The following is a 13,728-nucleotide window of genomic DNA, read 5'->3' on the forward strand; positions in this document are numbered from 1 at the left end:
ACCCCCTCTTATTTATTCTTGACCAAATCATCATATAGCTTCTTAAACTCTATAGATAAGTGTTTCTGCTCTTCCACTGTGAGCCTATCATCTATACTAATTTGTACAAGTGTTTTATTTAAAGTAGGATTATTCAGTAGCAAGGTAGTTTCAACTGGTGCTATTCTATCATATAGGGCAAATGTTTTATCAAGAGGTAATCCATAATATTCAGCAATTGCTTCCAGTACAGTATCAGAAGGTTCTTTTAATCCTCGCTCCAGCTCACTTAAATAGTTACCAGAAATGTTAATCTTCCCTGCTACTTTAAAAATTGAGTTGCCTGTTTTCTTTCGGTATTGCTTTAGCTGTTCTCCAGCTTTTTTAAATATGTTTTCTTTATCCAATCCATCACCCCACTACTGATATTTTAAAGTATACCCCATACAAAAGCTACTATTCATTGTTGCCGATTTTTCCATAATATACATAATCTTTTTGCTTAAATTTCAGTGGACAATTATAGGTTTACATAATATAATTTAGGCATGGGTAAGAGTTAATTAAAACTATATAAAAGGAGAGAATATGATTGATACAAAATTCATTCTTAGATAAAATAAATAACGAGCGTAATATATGTGAAGAGATTCTTGTTGCTGGCAAGGGTGGATTAGATATTGGAGAAGCTACAGGGCTAATTCAATACTTTATGGAAATGAAACTGCCATTTAAGGTTTGTCCGCATATCGAGGACACTGTATCAATCGAATTACTAAATTAAACTAAAAAAAGAAAGCAGTCAAGGTTATTAGCCCCAACTGCTTTTTCCTATTTTCCTTCTAATTTTGCTACTCTTGCTTCAAGCTCTGCAAGTCGCTGTTCTACTGTTTTTGTAACAGCTTTTCTATATACCATTTCGCCTTTACTGTTATAAACAATATAATCTGGATTCTGGTCTGCAATGTCTTTAGCGTTCTGTAGGTCTGTGTAAGCTCCTAGTTGGCTCTCTGCGTCGTTCCAAGACTTCCTTACTCTATATATCTCTTGGGCTTGCTGTTGTGCTTCCTGTGCCTTTTTCTGTGCTTCTATTCTAGCCTGTTCCTCTGCTACTGCTTTAGCCTTTGCTTCGGCTTCTTTTCTAGCTTGCTCTGCCTTGGCTCTTGCGTCTGCTTCTGTATATAATTGATTCATCTTACCAGCAGATTGTTGACCCCAGATACCATCCACAGTTAAACCATATTTAGCTTGGAAGTTCTTTATAGCTTGTATTGTATTTGCTCCGCTGATTCCATCCTCAACCAGTCCAGCACCGTTCATAGCATTAAGCTGTTTTTGAATAGTTAATACTGTATTATCCACCGTAGTTGTTCCACCTCCTGTGTTATTGCTACTGGTTACTGTAGCTCCACCTAATCTAGCTTTAAAAGCTGTCCAGCCAGCCCAGTTATTGTAGTTCATAGACTGCGGGCAATTCTTTCTTGAAGCGTCGTAATGTCTTACTACATGGTTAGTATCAATTCCATATCTAGCCATTAAATTTTTAGTAAGTTCTAATGCGTTGCTCACAGCTTTATCATAGTTTCCGTCGCTGTTAATACAAATCTCTATACCTATTGAATTTCTATTTGTAATCCCATATTTACCAGCACCATCACCGCAATGCCAAGCTGTAAGGTTAGGGTCAACTAGCTCCATTATATTACTATCATCAACAAAGTAATTGGCAGAAGCTTGTCTATCTCCACCGTTAAAGTAATTGAAGTGAGCCTGTGCGTTTGCTCCAGTTCCCCTGTTTCCTGTGTCATGAATTACAATGTATATCTTTTTATCGGTATTAGTAGAGTAATTGTACTTTATATGCTTTATTTGAATTGGTAACATTTTAATTCCCCCTTAGATTATGGTAGTGCAATAAAAAAGATTCCCCACATTGCTAGAATGGTAAGGAATCCAGTTAGTAATATAAACATCTTAGGAACTTCGTATTTACTTCCAGCTCTATTAGAAATGTAAGCGAATAATAAAACCCCTAAAGTCAAGCCACTAATGAATATAAATAGGTTTTTGAACATCATAGCTATTACATAAGTGTCCATATTAATCCCTCCAAAAATAAAAAAAGAGAGCTGTTAAGCCCTCTATTTAAGTTGCTGTATAAGTCTTAATTGTAGCATTGGTTACTTCTTTTACTGTATATGAAACTGAATTGATAGTCTGTACATCATTCACCGCTGGAAGTGCTGACAGGTTAGCTCCATTATCTGGAACAAAAGTAAAGGTCGCTCCACCATTATTCATATAGAAAGGAACATTACCGTATCCAGCACCGTAACCATATATCTTAATGTAAATATCCCAAATATAAGAACTACCAGCTTCTTTCTTAACTATTACTACATCACCAGCTTGGAACTTTATAGCGTTATTATCGCAATAAGCTTCAACAAAAGAGCCAGCGGAAACAGTTTTGAAATCCGTTGTAACACTTAGATAAGCTTTTATTTTACCTGTGTGAATATAGTTACCAGAAGCAAAGTAAAACAGCTCCATGTATGCTCTCTGGTATGTTCCATTAGTCGTAAATCTTCCTGCAATGTAATACTTGTCCGTTCCTGTACCTTCTGTAGCCATAACTCTACCTCTGGAAATGTAACCGCCAGACAGTGACCATTTCCCAGATACAGTATAGTCGGAAGCGGTATTGAAAGCTGTTTGAGTAGCTTCCGTTACAACATTACTGCCATTTACAGCAATATTACCGTCTGGTTTAAATACTATTGCCTTACTTGTATCCCATGTTTCTCCTTCTGCTGGTACGGAAGGGTCTGAATAATCACTTGAAGGTATAAGAGCTATTTCCCCAGCAACATGAGTATTCGCAACACTGGTGGATAATCTTCCTAACTTCCAACTTTTATTCTGCTCCTGTTTGAATACAAAGCCATTGGGAGTTAATACCCTAGTTACTCCCTCTAAGTAACCGTTCTGAACAGGTAGATATTCTCCGATATGAGTGTGGATTTTATTTGCCTTTCCGTCTAAGAGAGATATTCCCCTCGGTTTTACTTCTGGATAAACAAGTATGTCCTCGTAGTTATTATTTAAAGTATCAACAACATCATTGTCACATCCTGTGGTAGCTAGTCCATATGAGTATCCCAGTCTTGTCCTATCACTTGAATATTGCCACATTAGATAAGTAGTATATCCACCAAAAGTAGTGAAGTTATAGTTTGGATAAGCTAGGGAAGCATGAGCGTCAACATCTGGTGCATTGACAGCAAGCCATAGTTTAGGAACATCTACATTTATTTTAGTACCATTTGTATGCTGAATATTTCCACCACAAGCACCATCTATATAGTAGTAAGCAGTATATAGCATTACTCCACCCCTAGAAGCAAGTTGAGGAAATCTAACTACCATTCTGTCTTTGAAAGCCTTTATCCATATATAAGTTTGATGGGCTGTCATTGAGTTGCTTCCATAATTTGCTCTGTTATCCTCAAAGTCACATACAGGAAGTACATCACCACATTTACCAGCTCCAAATACACTCTCTAATATATCAGCATAATTGTTAGCTTCTACTGTAGCTTCTGTTTGTAAGTTAGCGTCTGTATATCCTCCAGCATAAATGTTAAAAGTGTTGATATGTCTACAATAATAATAAGTACCAATTTTTAATCCCTTTGCTCTCAACGCATTTACATTAGTTGTATTAAAGCTAGTATCTTGAATTTTTGTATTAGCGTCTTGGCTTTGGTTTCCAGCTCTTAAAATTACAAAGTCTAAACCATCTGCTCTTATTAATCTTGAACCACTTCCATTGATTAACGGATATTGATAAGTAGCAAAATCTATACCTTTAGGCATAACATTTCTCTCTCTAAAGTCAAAATAAGAAAAGTATCCCGCTGATGATTGCATATATTATTTTCCCCCTTTAACACAAACTATAATAACTTCATCATTCAAATCTAAGCTGTAACTGCTCAATAAAGTTACCGTACTACCAGATACTGACCAGTGAACACCTTCATAAACTAAGCTTCCATTTATCTGAATTAGAAGTACATCTGTAGTGCTGGAATAGCCTGTAATACCTACTCCAAAAGAAGTAGTACCATAAGCACCAACCACTATTCTGTTCTGTTTTATCTTTCCACTACCTACAGCCCACACAAGAGTATTTCCAGCACCTACAGCTAGTACATTATCTACCGCTTGCCCTGTACTATCTGGAATCTTATCTAGTGTAGTTTTATTTGTGTGAACATGAACCTTACTTACAGCGTCCTCAATAGCTGGTAAATAATCCGAACTTTCTACAGCACTTGTGGTATCTACATTAGGTTGTATAATAAATTCAAAATCAAATGTGGTCAGCTTACCGCCTAGTCCATCAAATAAGCTCACTTCCGCTCTTGCTGTTCCTCCTACCGCTAAACTCTGGGAAGCTAAAACAACATCTAGCTTTCCCAATGTAGCGTCAACTAAGGTAGGAATCTGGTAAACTACTGTTTTATCTGGTTTTTCTATTGATACAGTGTAAGTCAATCCAGTCAAATTTACTGGAGTTATACCATCAATAATTTGTATATGGAGTACAGTTGAGTTGTTATCTCTTTGTTTTACCTTCTTTGGTATCTGGGTAAACTCACTAATCAAATTAAGGATGATAGTATAATCTCTTGGATTAGAAAAAGCCATATCCTTACCTCCTTATTAGTTATCTGATGTTTTCTCGCTCTTTATTACTGCTCCTTCTAAAGCTGTAGACTTAGCGAAATAAAAAGCTATTACAGAAGTCACCACATACTCTACCAACTTTGTATCAATCTTTCCTAAAACTGCTAACAATATGAATAAACCTGTAATCCCCAAAGCCATCAATTTTCTTACTTCTATTAAATTAGTTATTTTCTTTAACATTTCTATGACCCTCCATTTCAACTATTTTTCCTTTTAATTGAATTACTTCTTCTCTTAACAATTTATTTTCAGCAACCAATCCCTTAACTTCTTCCTTCATTTCTGCTATCTCGTTCTGGTATGAAGTAAATAGTTTCTGTAATTGTGCGTCTATAAATTGTTCTCTTTTAATTGATAAATCTATATTGTTCTTACTTGTCGTTGTTCGGTAAGTTACAAATCCTGTTATCACTGAACCAATAACTCCCCAAACAGCAGGACTAAGCAAAAGCTCATTTAAATTCATAGTGAACCTCCTTATTCTATTGTTTAGGGAGTGAACCCCTTGCTGTCGCTTTCTATACTTGGCAAACTATGGAATTACAACACAACATTTACATAAAAAAAAGAAGAGAGCCGAAGCTCCCTGTTTTATATTTCTTTTAACTCTTTAGTTTCTAAATCTATATAAAAATTGTCTTTATTGTCTACAATCGCCCTGTTATTATCTACAACTACAAAGTCAATGGTCAATTCTTTTTTACTCTTATTATCTCCAAAGTAATTCATATCTTGAACACCTGTGCAGTAATATTTAATTACTCCAGTATCTTTCAAATAAAATAAAGTTAGTTTTTCCATTTTAGTTATTTCCCCCTTCTATGCAATAACCATATAAGTAACAGCGAAATCTAGTTTTGGAGCATTGGCTGGATTAGCTATTTCTGTAGCATAACAAGCTCCGTATATATGAAAAGTAGCATTGCCATAATCAAAAGTATCTGCTTGTACAAAGAATGTTTTCAGTGCAAATCCAGTAGTATTGTTTTGTAGACTAGAAGCCTGTACAATTACACTAAAATTCTTGTTTTTAAATTCATCTGGCAATTGGATTACAATAAATACTTGGTCATCTGGTACTATAGCAGTTCCTACATTAGATAAGAAATGATACTTATGTCCTGTACCAGAAATAAATCTTTCAATACCACCAGAACTCATTTTGGTATAAGAACCATCACTGTGATTTACTTTTATTCCATCTGTTGGAGTAATGGAAACATTGTTATTTATATTATTGAATCCTATTTTTATTTCTGTAGGACTTTGGGAAATTATAGACTTTACATCACCTTCCTCAACCTTCAATTCAAGCTGACCATTAACATTAGAAATCTGGGCATTTACAGTAGACTTATTAGCTTTCTCTGTAGTAACTTGGTTAAACTGTCTATTCTTTTCTTGGTCTGTCATAATCTTAAAGCTTCCAAGCTCTATAGTAGTATTCACAGGCTCTAGCAAATCTACTTTTCTGGAAATAATCATAGCTGACAGTGTGAGAGCTGGTTTAAATTCATGGTCAATAATTGTTACTATATCCCCAGTAACTACGCTCTCAAATTCAAAGTTATCATCACCAGTCATAGCGTATAAGTCCACAGCGTCTACAGTATAGGTAATCTTAGGAGTAGACAGTTCCATTAGAACTTTATAAGCGTCATTAATTAAATCCGTTGGTGTTTTCATTTGAGAGTTTTCGTAATAATGGTAGCGTGGTCTTTTACCAGAAGTTCCCTTGTATCCCCACTGTGCTGTAGCTGTAGTATTCTCTAAGTAAAGCTGTCCATTAGGTTTATTCAGTGGATTAGTAGGAGTTGTCCAAGTCACAGAAGTAATATCTATTAATGGTGCGTTGTCTGCGTCGCTTGCTTCTGCTCCCTTTGGAATTACTGCGGTCTTTATTTCAGAAGTATCAACTTCCCTTTTTACATTTTCTATATCCTTACTATATTCAAATCTCTTCCCATTATCCTTGCCAACAACTGCTTTTAAATCTACATATCTATGAGTAATCTGGTTTCCAGAAATAACTAACCTAAATTGTACATTCAATGAGTATTCTTCTGCTGTAAGATAAACTGCTTCAAGAACAGATTTATATATCGTTTCATTAACCGCTGGGTGGGTGGTCACTGTATCAACTGCCCCTACCTCCCATCTAGTGCCATTCAACACAGAAGTTAATAACTGCGAGGGTGTATATGTTGTTCCTGTAATCTGATAAAAGCATACCTCGTCAAATAACTCTTGCGAACAGTGTTCACAGTGGATTGACTTGGTATGCTCTTCCCCATGTTCTTCATCAACTTTTCTAATTATATACATCTGCCAGTTTCCTAAAAGGTCTTGGAATACTAGGTAGTTTTCTTCAATTACAAACTCGGATTCATCTACTGCTCCATTTATAGACATATCCAAAGTATACATATCATTTTGCTGTTCCGAAACTACAGCACTGCTTATCACTGGATTCTCTGGATTGGTATTACCTAGAACAGCTACTATTTCTTCATCTCTATTTAATACATAAAATACCAACTTATTTCCCCCTTCTCTTATAGCCAGTATTCAGAATAACTTACCGCATAGCTTCCAGCCTTATCTACTGAAATGGTAAATGTTCCTCGGCTTTCAAACTCTAACCATTTAGTGCTAAAATTTATCACCTTTTGATTAACTGTACCGCCTACAGTAACCTTTCTGTTTTTACAATCTATAATCACAGGAGCAGCATTGGTAAAAGTACCTGTAATAGAAACTGTATTATCACCGCAAGTAAGAGTAAGAGTTGTGGTTGCTGTAGAAGAAGGTGTCCAAGTTATTACAGGCTGTGAAGGAGCTGTACCATTATAAGCCAACATAAAAGAACCGCCACCTGTAGAAAAAGTAACGGTTTCATCCACATCTATACCCTTTGCCATTCCGCTAGGTACTATAAGCTCCAGCTCTCCTTCTCCAGCAAATATTAAATCTGTTATATCAATACTGGTATTTATTTTAGCTTGGTATGTCACCTGTTTATCATCTGAAACAACTAGCTCACAGGTCTTAAAATTATTTCCTCTGACCCATAGTGCAAGTTCTCTAGCCATTTCAGTAAGTGGTTTCCCATCCTCTGGTACTATAAGGATTTTCATTTTTAGTGGCTTTGAACCTATAGAAGTACCTGTTTCCATAGCTCCGATTCTTCCAGCAATTTGTTTAAAACTGTGAGTAATAGAAGGAAGGACAGCAAAATCTACTGTCCGAACCTTTATAAAACTTGGTATATCTAATCCATTAAAAGTTACTTTAAAATCTGCCATTATCTTCTACCCCTTCCTCTTTGGTTTTGTCTTTCCAATCTATACAATTCTTGTGCTGTTTTCTTTATGTCGGCTTCCTCTCTTATATAGAAGTTGTTTCCAGTGATTACAGCACCACCGCCACCACCGTTGTCGTCGCCGCCTGTATTGTCTGGCATAACCTCTGCAATTCCTTGTCCTATTCCGCCAAGTACAGCGGAAGTTAATGGCAATACTGCTTCTGCTCCAGCTTCACCAACTCCATGAGAGCCATTACCCAGAAGAGTAGGTTTATTGAATATACCACCCTTTGCGTGCCAATCTACAGAGAATGAAGGTACTTTAGGTGGCATAATTGAAAAGTCACCATTTACTTTAAAGTGCGGAAGTTTGAAAGCTCCGATTATTGAATCCCAAGCTCTCCTTATAGTGCCAACAACATCACTAACTACACTACCAAAGCCCCTCCAGATAGAGTTCCAATTACTATTCAGAGTTTTTAATCCGCTTAATATCCAATCAAAGAATGGTTTTACATATTTGTTGTAAACTGAAAGTACACCATTACCGAAAGCAATAGCATTTTGAGCCATCTGTGCAAATATTAGGGCGAATATTCCGTACAGCCACTTTAAGCCCTGTACAATCCACTGTAGAGCGGGATTTATAGCGTTATTCCATAACCACATAAAGACACTAGCCATCACTTTAATGTAATCCATGACATAGCCAAAGATAATTTTTATAGCGTTCCACCAGCCCTTTAATACTTGAACAAAGATGATAGCAAATATAATCATTAGGAACTCCAGAATAGGTACTATAATTCCAGAAATTACCCACCAGATTACCTTACCTACTGCCAGCACTATAGTTGAAATTATTCCAAATACTACTAAAAATGCTGTAGCCAGAACTCCAAGAATAACTCCTATCAAATTCGCAACAAACACTATTACTTGCCAAAGAACCTTAAATACATCAACTACAATCATGATAGCTACAAATATAATCTTGGCAATTACACTTATGATGGCAACCACTGGAGCAAGTACAACACCGATAGCCATAGCAATTACTGAAAGTCCGTAGTATATAATCTGTGCAAGGTATATTATGGTATCTACAAAAGGCTTAATATACTGTGTGTAGAATGGTAAAATGTACTTAGTAAATATGCTGGTAATAACCGCACCTATAGCGTCAATTATTGGCTGTATGGCTGTTTTGGCTTGGTCAAATATTGCTACTATATCAGTCCATAATTGTCCGAAAAAATCCCTTATAGCCGACCATGCTTGTTGCGTATAAGCCTTAATTTCATCCCAGTATTTTACAATGAAATAAACTGCCACAGCAATACCAACTATAGCCAATATAATAAGTCCTACTGGGGAGAATACCGCACTAAATGTAGCTTTCATTGCTGTAGCTATTCCTGTAGCCAAGGTCTTAAAAGCACCCACAACTATTAGGGCATACTTCTGTATATTTAAAGCCCATACTCCTATAGCTGTAGGTAGCAATCCAATGTTAGCAACAATCCAACCAATACCCCTCATAGCTCCGCTAGAAACTACAATTAATCTTCCTATAGCTTCTATCAAGTAGCCTAAATAAGTTGTAGCAATAGGTAGGATAATAGCCCACTTAGCAATATTTACATAGAACTTTATTTGCTCTGGAGATAACTGCTGTAACCTCTTTAAGAAGTCTGTTAATTTCTGTAGTGTGTCTGTTACAGAAGGAGCTATAACATCAAATACCTGTTTAGCTAAATCTTGCAATACACCCTTAAGCTTCATCATTTTAGCTTGGTACTGACCAGATTCTCTACCAGCTTGACCCATTGCGTCTGCTCCCTGTCTTACTGCTAGGTTATACAATAAATTAAGCTTTTGAGTTTCCTTTAAGTCACTGAATTGACCCTTTAAACCTTCCTTCATCATTTCTTGTTTTATGGTAGCTTCACCAAATGAAAGCCCTAATTTGTCCACCGCTTCATAGTTACCCATTAAAGCACTTTTCATTCTGTCTGTAGCTTCATCAAATGGGACATCTGTGAAAGCTCCTAAGTCATTGGTAAGCTGTACCATCTTCTCACTGAAATTTAAAGCTTCTTCCTGTGAGAATCCCATTGACTTACCATATTGATTGAAGGATAGAATCTGTCGTCTAACTTGATTTTCTGTAATGCCAGCAACATTAGAATAGGACTTTGCAAAAGCGTCACCAACAGAAGCCATACCTTTCATTGACTGCTTATAAGTAGCTTCAAAAGCTTGCATATTAGAACCTTGCTCTATTACCTGTTTACCTATTGCTAAAAGCGGAGTAGAAACGGATAGAGCTATTTTCTGCCCAGCACTGGATAGGTCTTGTCCTAGCTGTTGAGTACCCTTACCGAACTTATTCAACTTTTCTGAACCATTCTGGATACTCTTACCTATGTTGTTCATCATGTTATTAAAGCTGTTTGCTGATTCAGCAGTATTTTTCTTTATAGTGTCACCCAGATTGGACATTGATTTTTTCAGTCGGTCAAAAGCGGAGGTAGCCTGTTCGGTGTCAGCTTCGACATTAATATTTACCTTTTCATCTGCCATTTATTTAATCCCTTCCTTTCTCAAATACCAAAAAATAAGGGGAAGCTCTAAGAAATTAATCCCAGAACCTCCCCTGTGTGTTTATATGTTGAACCTCTTCATCAATTCGGCTCTTTTTGCTTCTATATCTTCTTTCTTTTCCACAGTAACTTTTTTCTTTTGCTGTGTTGCTGGAGAATAGAGTTTTGCGGGCTTTACAGGCTTTTTGAAATTTCCAGTAGCGTTCATTAGTAGAGCTGTTTGCCAAGCCAGTCTTTGCATAGTCAAGTCATTCTCATGCTTTTCTCTGTTTATCTCGGCTTTAATGAGTACAGCCAAAATGTTTATATCCACTTCATACATATACTCATAGTCCAACCTACAATAAGCTAAACCGAACATTTCTATTTCTTCCGTAGATAAACCCGCTACTACTTTACCCCTTCCATTGCTTCTCCTAGTTTTTCTGATACTTCATTCATGTTGTCGAAATCTATCATATCCCCTACTGCGTCAATAGTAAGGTCTTTATCTTCCCATTTAAGTCCAGCGTATAGTAATGCTCTTAACATTTCCATATCAAAACCATTTTTCCCAGACTTTTCATCTGGAACTAGTTCGGACATACTTCTTCCAGTTTCCTTTTCCAATAATACTAATGCGTTTAAATTAAATCTTAAATGTCTTTCCTTATCTAAATTAACTACAACTATTTTACTTGCCATAATTATTTTCTTCCCCCTAAGTATAATTTTGTGGTAGTTGTTTATCGGCACAATCTACCAAAGCACCAGTTTTATATTACTAAGGTGTTACTGTTCCAACTGTTCTTACTAATGGTGAAGCACCTTGTAAGCTTAAAGAAATTGAAACTGCGTCGTCCTGTGGGAAATCCTCTGGGAAGTCAGTAATAACAACTTTTCCAGTGTAAGTGTAACCATCTGCATTGTCATTAGCTCCAACTCTTATTTCCACATCAATAGCAACTCTATCTTCAAAAGCTGTGTGTAAAGCTTCCAATGCGTCGTCACCTAAAACTACAAATGCGTCACAGTCAACTGACCAACTTTTTACTCCAGCCATGCTTTCAGCCCATCCACCGCTATTTTTATCAGTAGTGTCTATAGTGTTCGCTGACCTAGAAAGTGAAGCTCCTGTTTGACCACCTAAAGCAGTCATAGTGGAAGCAACTTTAATCTTTAGTAATACATCAACTCCAGCTACCTTTGCCATTTATAAAACCTCCGTTTATATATTTTTGGGCAATAAAAAAAAGCCCACTATTTAGGACTTACTTGCTAAAACTCTGTAATTTACGGCATAGATATATTTGTTATTTTCATCCAATCCATTGAAAAACGGATTAGGACTTGTACACTGAATTAGAATAACTTGCCATACTCCAGCAGTTTTATTAGTCATATTGTGAAGGGATTCAATGTGTGTGTTGGCTAGTTCCTCTGCTGTTTCTGGGTGTTCACTTCTGTACATTAGCTGAATATTCATATCTTTTACATCACCAGTAAAATCACCGTTTATAATATCCACAGCTACTAAATTTTCTGTTTCAATATTGTATGGAAACTGTAACGGATACGCTGGTAACAATAAAGTGTTCTGTATGAAGTCAGTCAATTCCACTAGTTTCAACTGGCACACCCCCTATTTACTTTTTCTTTTGCTGTTCTTTCTGATTGAAGCTCTCATTTTTCTTGCTACATTTTCCTGTATAAACTTAGCCCAGCCCTCTCTTGAAAGTTCCACAGTATTAGTTAAATATCCAGTACCGACCTTTGGAGTATCCTTCATAAATCTGCCTTTAGCTGGTCTTTTCATTCGTGACCTAGCACCTAAGTTGTAGGTTTCATCATTAGTCCAGATAGCATAATTAAAGTTCCCATTCATAGCTCTAAATGACAGTGAGAAGTCACACCTTTTAAGCGGTACTTTCTTTGTTCTAACATAGTAGGACTTTTCAAGTTTTCCTGTGTCAACTGGGGCAGAACCAGAAGCAACCTTAACAGCGTCGTCCTTTATATCAGACATACAATCTTCAACTGCTCCAAATATTACCTCATTTACATCTTTGAACATTTCCAGTCCTACTGCTTCAATTTTAAGCCCTTTTGCCATTACCAACCACAACCCTTGTAGCCATTATATTTCCAACATAATCCTTAAAATAGAAAACATCTATAACTTGGTATTTGTTGGTCAATCCATTAGCAGCAGTAAACTGTATATAATCTCCATCCTTCGCCATAACAAAGCCTTTGAAAAGTACGGTAGCGGACATAATAGAAGTGAACCCATCCAAGCCAGATATTTTCTCCAGATTAGTATTGTAGTTTATCTGACATTTTCCAGTATAACTTTCAGTTAGGACGGGTTTTCCCCAGCGGTCTACATTTCCTGTCTGTGACAAAACAGTAGCTATATCATTCATTGGTATCCATCCTAACATAACTACTGCTCCCTTCTCATGAGGCTGTCTGGAGTACCTATTGTTCTACCAGAATAACTTCCAACCTTTCTTCTGGATACTCCACCAGTTAAAGCGTCTGGAGTTATTTTTAATGCGTCAAGAACATATGGAGCTATACTTCTATCCTTATCCTTAATAGTAATCATCAAGCCAGACATTTGAATATAAGTAACTCCCATTTCAGCTCTAAGGAAAGTATCATCTATCCTCATAAACCATATGGTCTGGTGTGCAATCACATCATCTGGAATATCTGCTTCAACGGTGTAATACTTTTTAAGTACATTTAGCAAGGTAGCCGCACTGTTATTTACTGCCTTTTTTCTTAGTGCTTCCGTTGCTTCATTCCATTGTTCACTATGGTATATGTTGTCAGTAATATATGCTGTTATTAATGCGAATCTTTCATCAGTCATGCTATTTCACCGCCCTTTTTCTCTTAGGCTTTTCTACTTCAACTACTTCATATTTCAAGTAATACATTTCAGCGAATTTTATACCTTCTTCTTTATCTTCAAATTCCGCTACCCCAGCATAGAACATTTCTCCACCTAGTCTAGCGTTCATTTTATTTCTTAAAAACACCTTTACCATTTATGCTCCCCCTTTCAGATAATAAAAAAAGTGGAGAGTGAAG

The 13,728-nt window shown here is 36.5% G+C and carries 20 protein-coding genes; 1 reads left to right on the forward strand and 19 read right to left on the reverse strand.

The window, feature by feature from the left end; genetic code table 11:
• Window positions 1-8: 8 nt before the first annotated feature.
• Complete coding sequence (locus tag ABF633_RS03155) at window positions 9-386, reverse strand: helix-turn-helix domain-containing protein (RefSeq protein WP_415521938.1); 378 nt, start codon at window positions 384-386, stop codon at window positions 9-11.
• 185 nt (window positions 387-571) lie between these two features.
• Between ABF633_RS03155 and ABF633_RS03160 the strand changes: the two genes are divergently transcribed.
• A complete protein-coding gene (locus tag ABF633_RS03160; protein ID WP_415521940.1) occupies window positions 572-763 on the forward strand; it encodes a hypothetical protein in 192 nt (63 codons plus the stop codon).
• 47 nt (window positions 764-810) lie between these two features.
• Here the strand turns inward: ABF633_RS03160 and ABF633_RS03165 are convergent, their stop codons facing one another.
• The 18 genes from ABF633_RS03165 to ABF633_RS03250 all read right to left on the reverse strand — a co-directional run bounded on the left by ABF633_RS03165 (window position 811) and on the right by ABF633_RS03250 (window position 13,685).
• On the reverse strand, window positions 811-1,863 hold the full coding sequence (locus ABF633_RS03165) for an N-acetylmuramoyl-L-alanine amidase (protein ID WP_415521942.1): 1,053 nt from the start codon (window positions 1,861-1,863) through the stop codon (window positions 811-813).
• 17 nt (window positions 1,864-1,880) lie between these two features.
• Window positions 1,881-2,078, reverse strand: coding sequence for a hypothetical protein (locus tag ABF633_RS03170; RefSeq protein WP_415521944.1), 198 nt, complete (start codon window positions 2,076-2,078; stop codon window positions 1,881-1,883).
• Window positions 2,079-2,124: 46 nt separating this feature from the next.
• Window positions 2,125-3,912 carry a hypothetical protein gene (locus ABF633_RS03175; RefSeq protein ID WP_415521945.1) on the reverse strand — a complete coding sequence of 596 codons (1,788 nt, stop codon included), beginning with the start codon at window positions 3,910-3,912 and terminating at the stop codon, window positions 2,125-2,127.
• 3 nt (window positions 3,913-3,915) lie between these two features.
• On the reverse strand, window positions 3,916-4,695 hold the full coding sequence (locus ABF633_RS03180; protein WP_415521947.1) for a BppU family phage baseplate upper protein: 780 nt from the start codon (window positions 4,693-4,695) through the stop codon (window positions 3,916-3,918).
• A gap of 15 nt (window positions 4,696-4,710) precedes the next feature.
• Window positions 4,711-4,917: a hypothetical protein gene (locus ABF633_RS03185; RefSeq protein WP_415521949.1), complete on the reverse strand. Its 207-nt coding sequence runs from the start codon at window positions 4,915-4,917 to the stop codon at window positions 4,711-4,713.
• Window positions 4,898-5,203, reverse strand: a complete 306-nt coding sequence (locus ABF633_RS03190; RefSeq protein ID WP_415521951.1) for a hypothetical protein — start codon at window positions 5,201-5,203, stop codon at window positions 4,898-4,900. Before ABF633_RS03190 ends, ABF633_RS03185 begins: the two co-directional genes overlap by 20 nt.
• A 125-nt stretch (window positions 5,204-5,328) precedes the next feature.
• Window positions 5,329-5,538 (reverse strand): hypothetical protein, encoded by a 210-nt coding sequence (locus ABF633_RS03195; protein WP_415521953.1) that lies wholly within the window; start codon window positions 5,536-5,538, stop codon window positions 5,329-5,331.
• Between the two features lie 18 nt (window positions 5,539-5,556).
• Window positions 5,557-7,275: a phage tail spike protein gene (locus tag ABF633_RS03200; protein ID WP_415521955.1), complete on the reverse strand. Its 1,719-nt coding sequence runs from the start codon at window positions 7,273-7,275 to the stop codon at window positions 5,557-5,559.
• A gap of 17 nt (window positions 7,276-7,292) precedes the next feature.
• The gene (locus ABF633_RS03205) at window positions 7,293-8,042 is read right to left on the reverse strand and encodes a distal tail protein Dit (protein WP_415521957.1); all 750 of its coding nucleotides are present in this window, start codon (window positions 8,040-8,042) and stop codon (window positions 7,293-7,295) included.
• Window positions 8,042-10,627, reverse strand: coding sequence for a hypothetical protein (locus tag ABF633_RS03210; RefSeq protein WP_415521959.1), 2,586 nt, complete (start codon window positions 10,625-10,627; stop codon window positions 8,042-8,044). The genes ABF633_RS03205 and ABF633_RS03210 overlap by 1 nt, the downstream gene beginning before the upstream one ends.
• Window positions 10,628-10,708: 81 nt before the next feature.
• Window positions 10,709-11,008, reverse strand: coding sequence for a hypothetical protein (locus ABF633_RS03215; RefSeq protein ID WP_415521960.1), 300 nt, complete (start codon window positions 11,006-11,008; stop codon window positions 10,709-10,711).
• Between the two features lie 29 nt (window positions 11,009-11,037).
• Window positions 11,038-11,331 (reverse strand): hypothetical protein, encoded by a 294-nt coding sequence (locus tag ABF633_RS03220; RefSeq protein WP_415521962.1) that lies wholly within the window; start codon window positions 11,329-11,331, stop codon window positions 11,038-11,040.
• A gap of 79 nt (window positions 11,332-11,410) precedes the next feature.
• Window positions 11,411-11,839, reverse strand: a complete 429-nt coding sequence (locus ABF633_RS03225; RefSeq protein ID WP_415521964.1) for a phage major tail protein, TP901-1 family — start codon at window positions 11,837-11,839, stop codon at window positions 11,411-11,413.
• 51 nt (window positions 11,840-11,890) lie between these two features.
• A complete protein-coding gene (locus ABF633_RS03230) occupies window positions 11,891-12,247 on the reverse strand; it encodes a minor capsid protein (protein WP_415522186.1) in 357 nt (118 codons plus the stop codon).
• A 21-nt stretch (window positions 12,248-12,268) separates the two neighbouring features.
• Entirely contained in the window at window positions 12,269-12,739 is a 471-nt protein-coding gene (locus tag ABF633_RS03235) for a hypothetical protein (RefSeq protein WP_415521966.1), read from the reverse strand.
• Entirely contained in the window at window positions 12,723-13,070 is a 348-nt protein-coding gene (locus ABF633_RS03240; protein WP_415521968.1) for a hypothetical protein, read from the reverse strand. Before ABF633_RS03240 ends, ABF633_RS03235 begins: the two co-directional genes overlap by 17 nt.
• Window positions 13,071-13,072: 2 nt before the next feature.
• Entirely contained in the window at window positions 13,073-13,507 is a 435-nt protein-coding gene (locus ABF633_RS03245) for a hypothetical protein (RefSeq protein WP_415521970.1), read from the reverse strand.
• Between the two features lies 1 nt (window position 13,508).
• The gene (locus ABF633_RS03250) at window positions 13,509-13,685 is read right to left on the reverse strand and encodes a hypothetical protein (protein ID WP_415521972.1); all 177 of its coding nucleotides are present in this window, start codon (window positions 13,683-13,685) and stop codon (window positions 13,509-13,511) included.
• Window positions 13,686-13,728 lie beyond the last annotated feature (43 nt).

The organism is Clostridium sp., assembly GCF_047718555.1.
Classification (GTDB): Bacteria; Bacillota; Clostridia; order Clostridiales; family Clostridiaceae; genus Clostridium_I.

Bases quoted from the DNA above. Each gene is read 5' to 3' on its own strand.
- ABF633_RS03210 (WP_415521959.1), bottom strand. From the start codon at position 10,627: ATGGCAGATGAAAAGGTAAATATTAATGTCGAAGCTGACACCGAACAG.
- ABF633_RS03235 (WP_415521966.1), bottom strand. From the start codon at position 12,739: ATGGCAAAAGGGCTTAAAATTGAAGCAGTAGGACTGGAAATGTTCAAA.
- ABF633_RS03205 (WP_415521957.1), bottom strand. From the start codon at position 8,042: ATGGCAGATTTTAAAGTAACTTTTAATGGATTAGATATACCAAGTTTT.
- ABF633_RS03225 (WP_415521964.1), bottom strand. From the start codon at position 11,839: ATGGCAAAGGTAGCTGGAGTTGATGTATTACTAAAGATTAAAGTTGCT.
- ABF633_RS03220 (WP_415521962.1), bottom strand. From the start codon at position 11,331: ATGGCAAGTAAAATAGTTGTAGTTAATTTAGATAAGGAAAGACATTTA.
- ABF633_RS03245 (WP_415521970.1), bottom strand. From the start codon at position 13,507: ATGACTGATGAAAGATTCGCATTAATAACAGCATATATTACTGACAAC.
- ABF633_RS03240 (WP_415521968.1), bottom strand. From the start codon at position 13,070: ATGTTAGGATGGATACCAATGAATGATATAGCTACTGTTTTGTCACAG.
- ABF633_RS03165 (WP_415521942.1), bottom strand. From the start codon at position 1,863: ATGTTACCAATTCAAATAAAGCATATAAAGTACAATTACTCTACTAAT.
- ABF633_RS03250 (WP_415521972.1), bottom strand. From the start codon at position 13,685: ATGGTAAAGGTGTTTTTAAGAAATAAAATGAACGCTAGACTAGGTGGA.
- ABF633_RS03195 (WP_415521953.1), bottom strand. From the start codon at position 5,538: ATGGAAAAACTAACTTTATTTTATTTGAAAGATACTGGAGTAATTAAA.
- ABF633_RS03215 (WP_415521960.1), bottom strand. From the start codon at position 11,008: ATGTTCGGTTTAGCTTATTGTAGGTTGGACTATGAGTATATGTATGAA.
- ABF633_RS03185 (WP_415521949.1), bottom strand. From the start codon at position 4,917: ATGTTAAAGAAAATAACTAATTTAATAGAAGTAAGAAAATTGATGGCT.
- ABF633_RS03190 (WP_415521951.1), bottom strand. From the start codon at position 5,203: ATGAATTTAAATGAGCTTTTGCTTAGTCCTGCTGTTTGGGGAGTTATT.
- ABF633_RS03175 (WP_415521945.1), bottom strand. From the start codon at position 3,912: ATGCAATCATCAGCGGGATACTTTTCTTATTTTGACTTTAGAGAGAGA.
- ABF633_RS03170 (WP_415521944.1), bottom strand. From the start codon at position 2,078: ATGGACACTTATGTAATAGCTATGATGTTCAAAAACCTATTTATATTC.
- ABF633_RS03180 (WP_415521947.1), bottom strand. From the start codon at position 4,695: ATGGCTTTTTCTAATCCAAGAGATTATACTATCATCCTTAATTTGATT.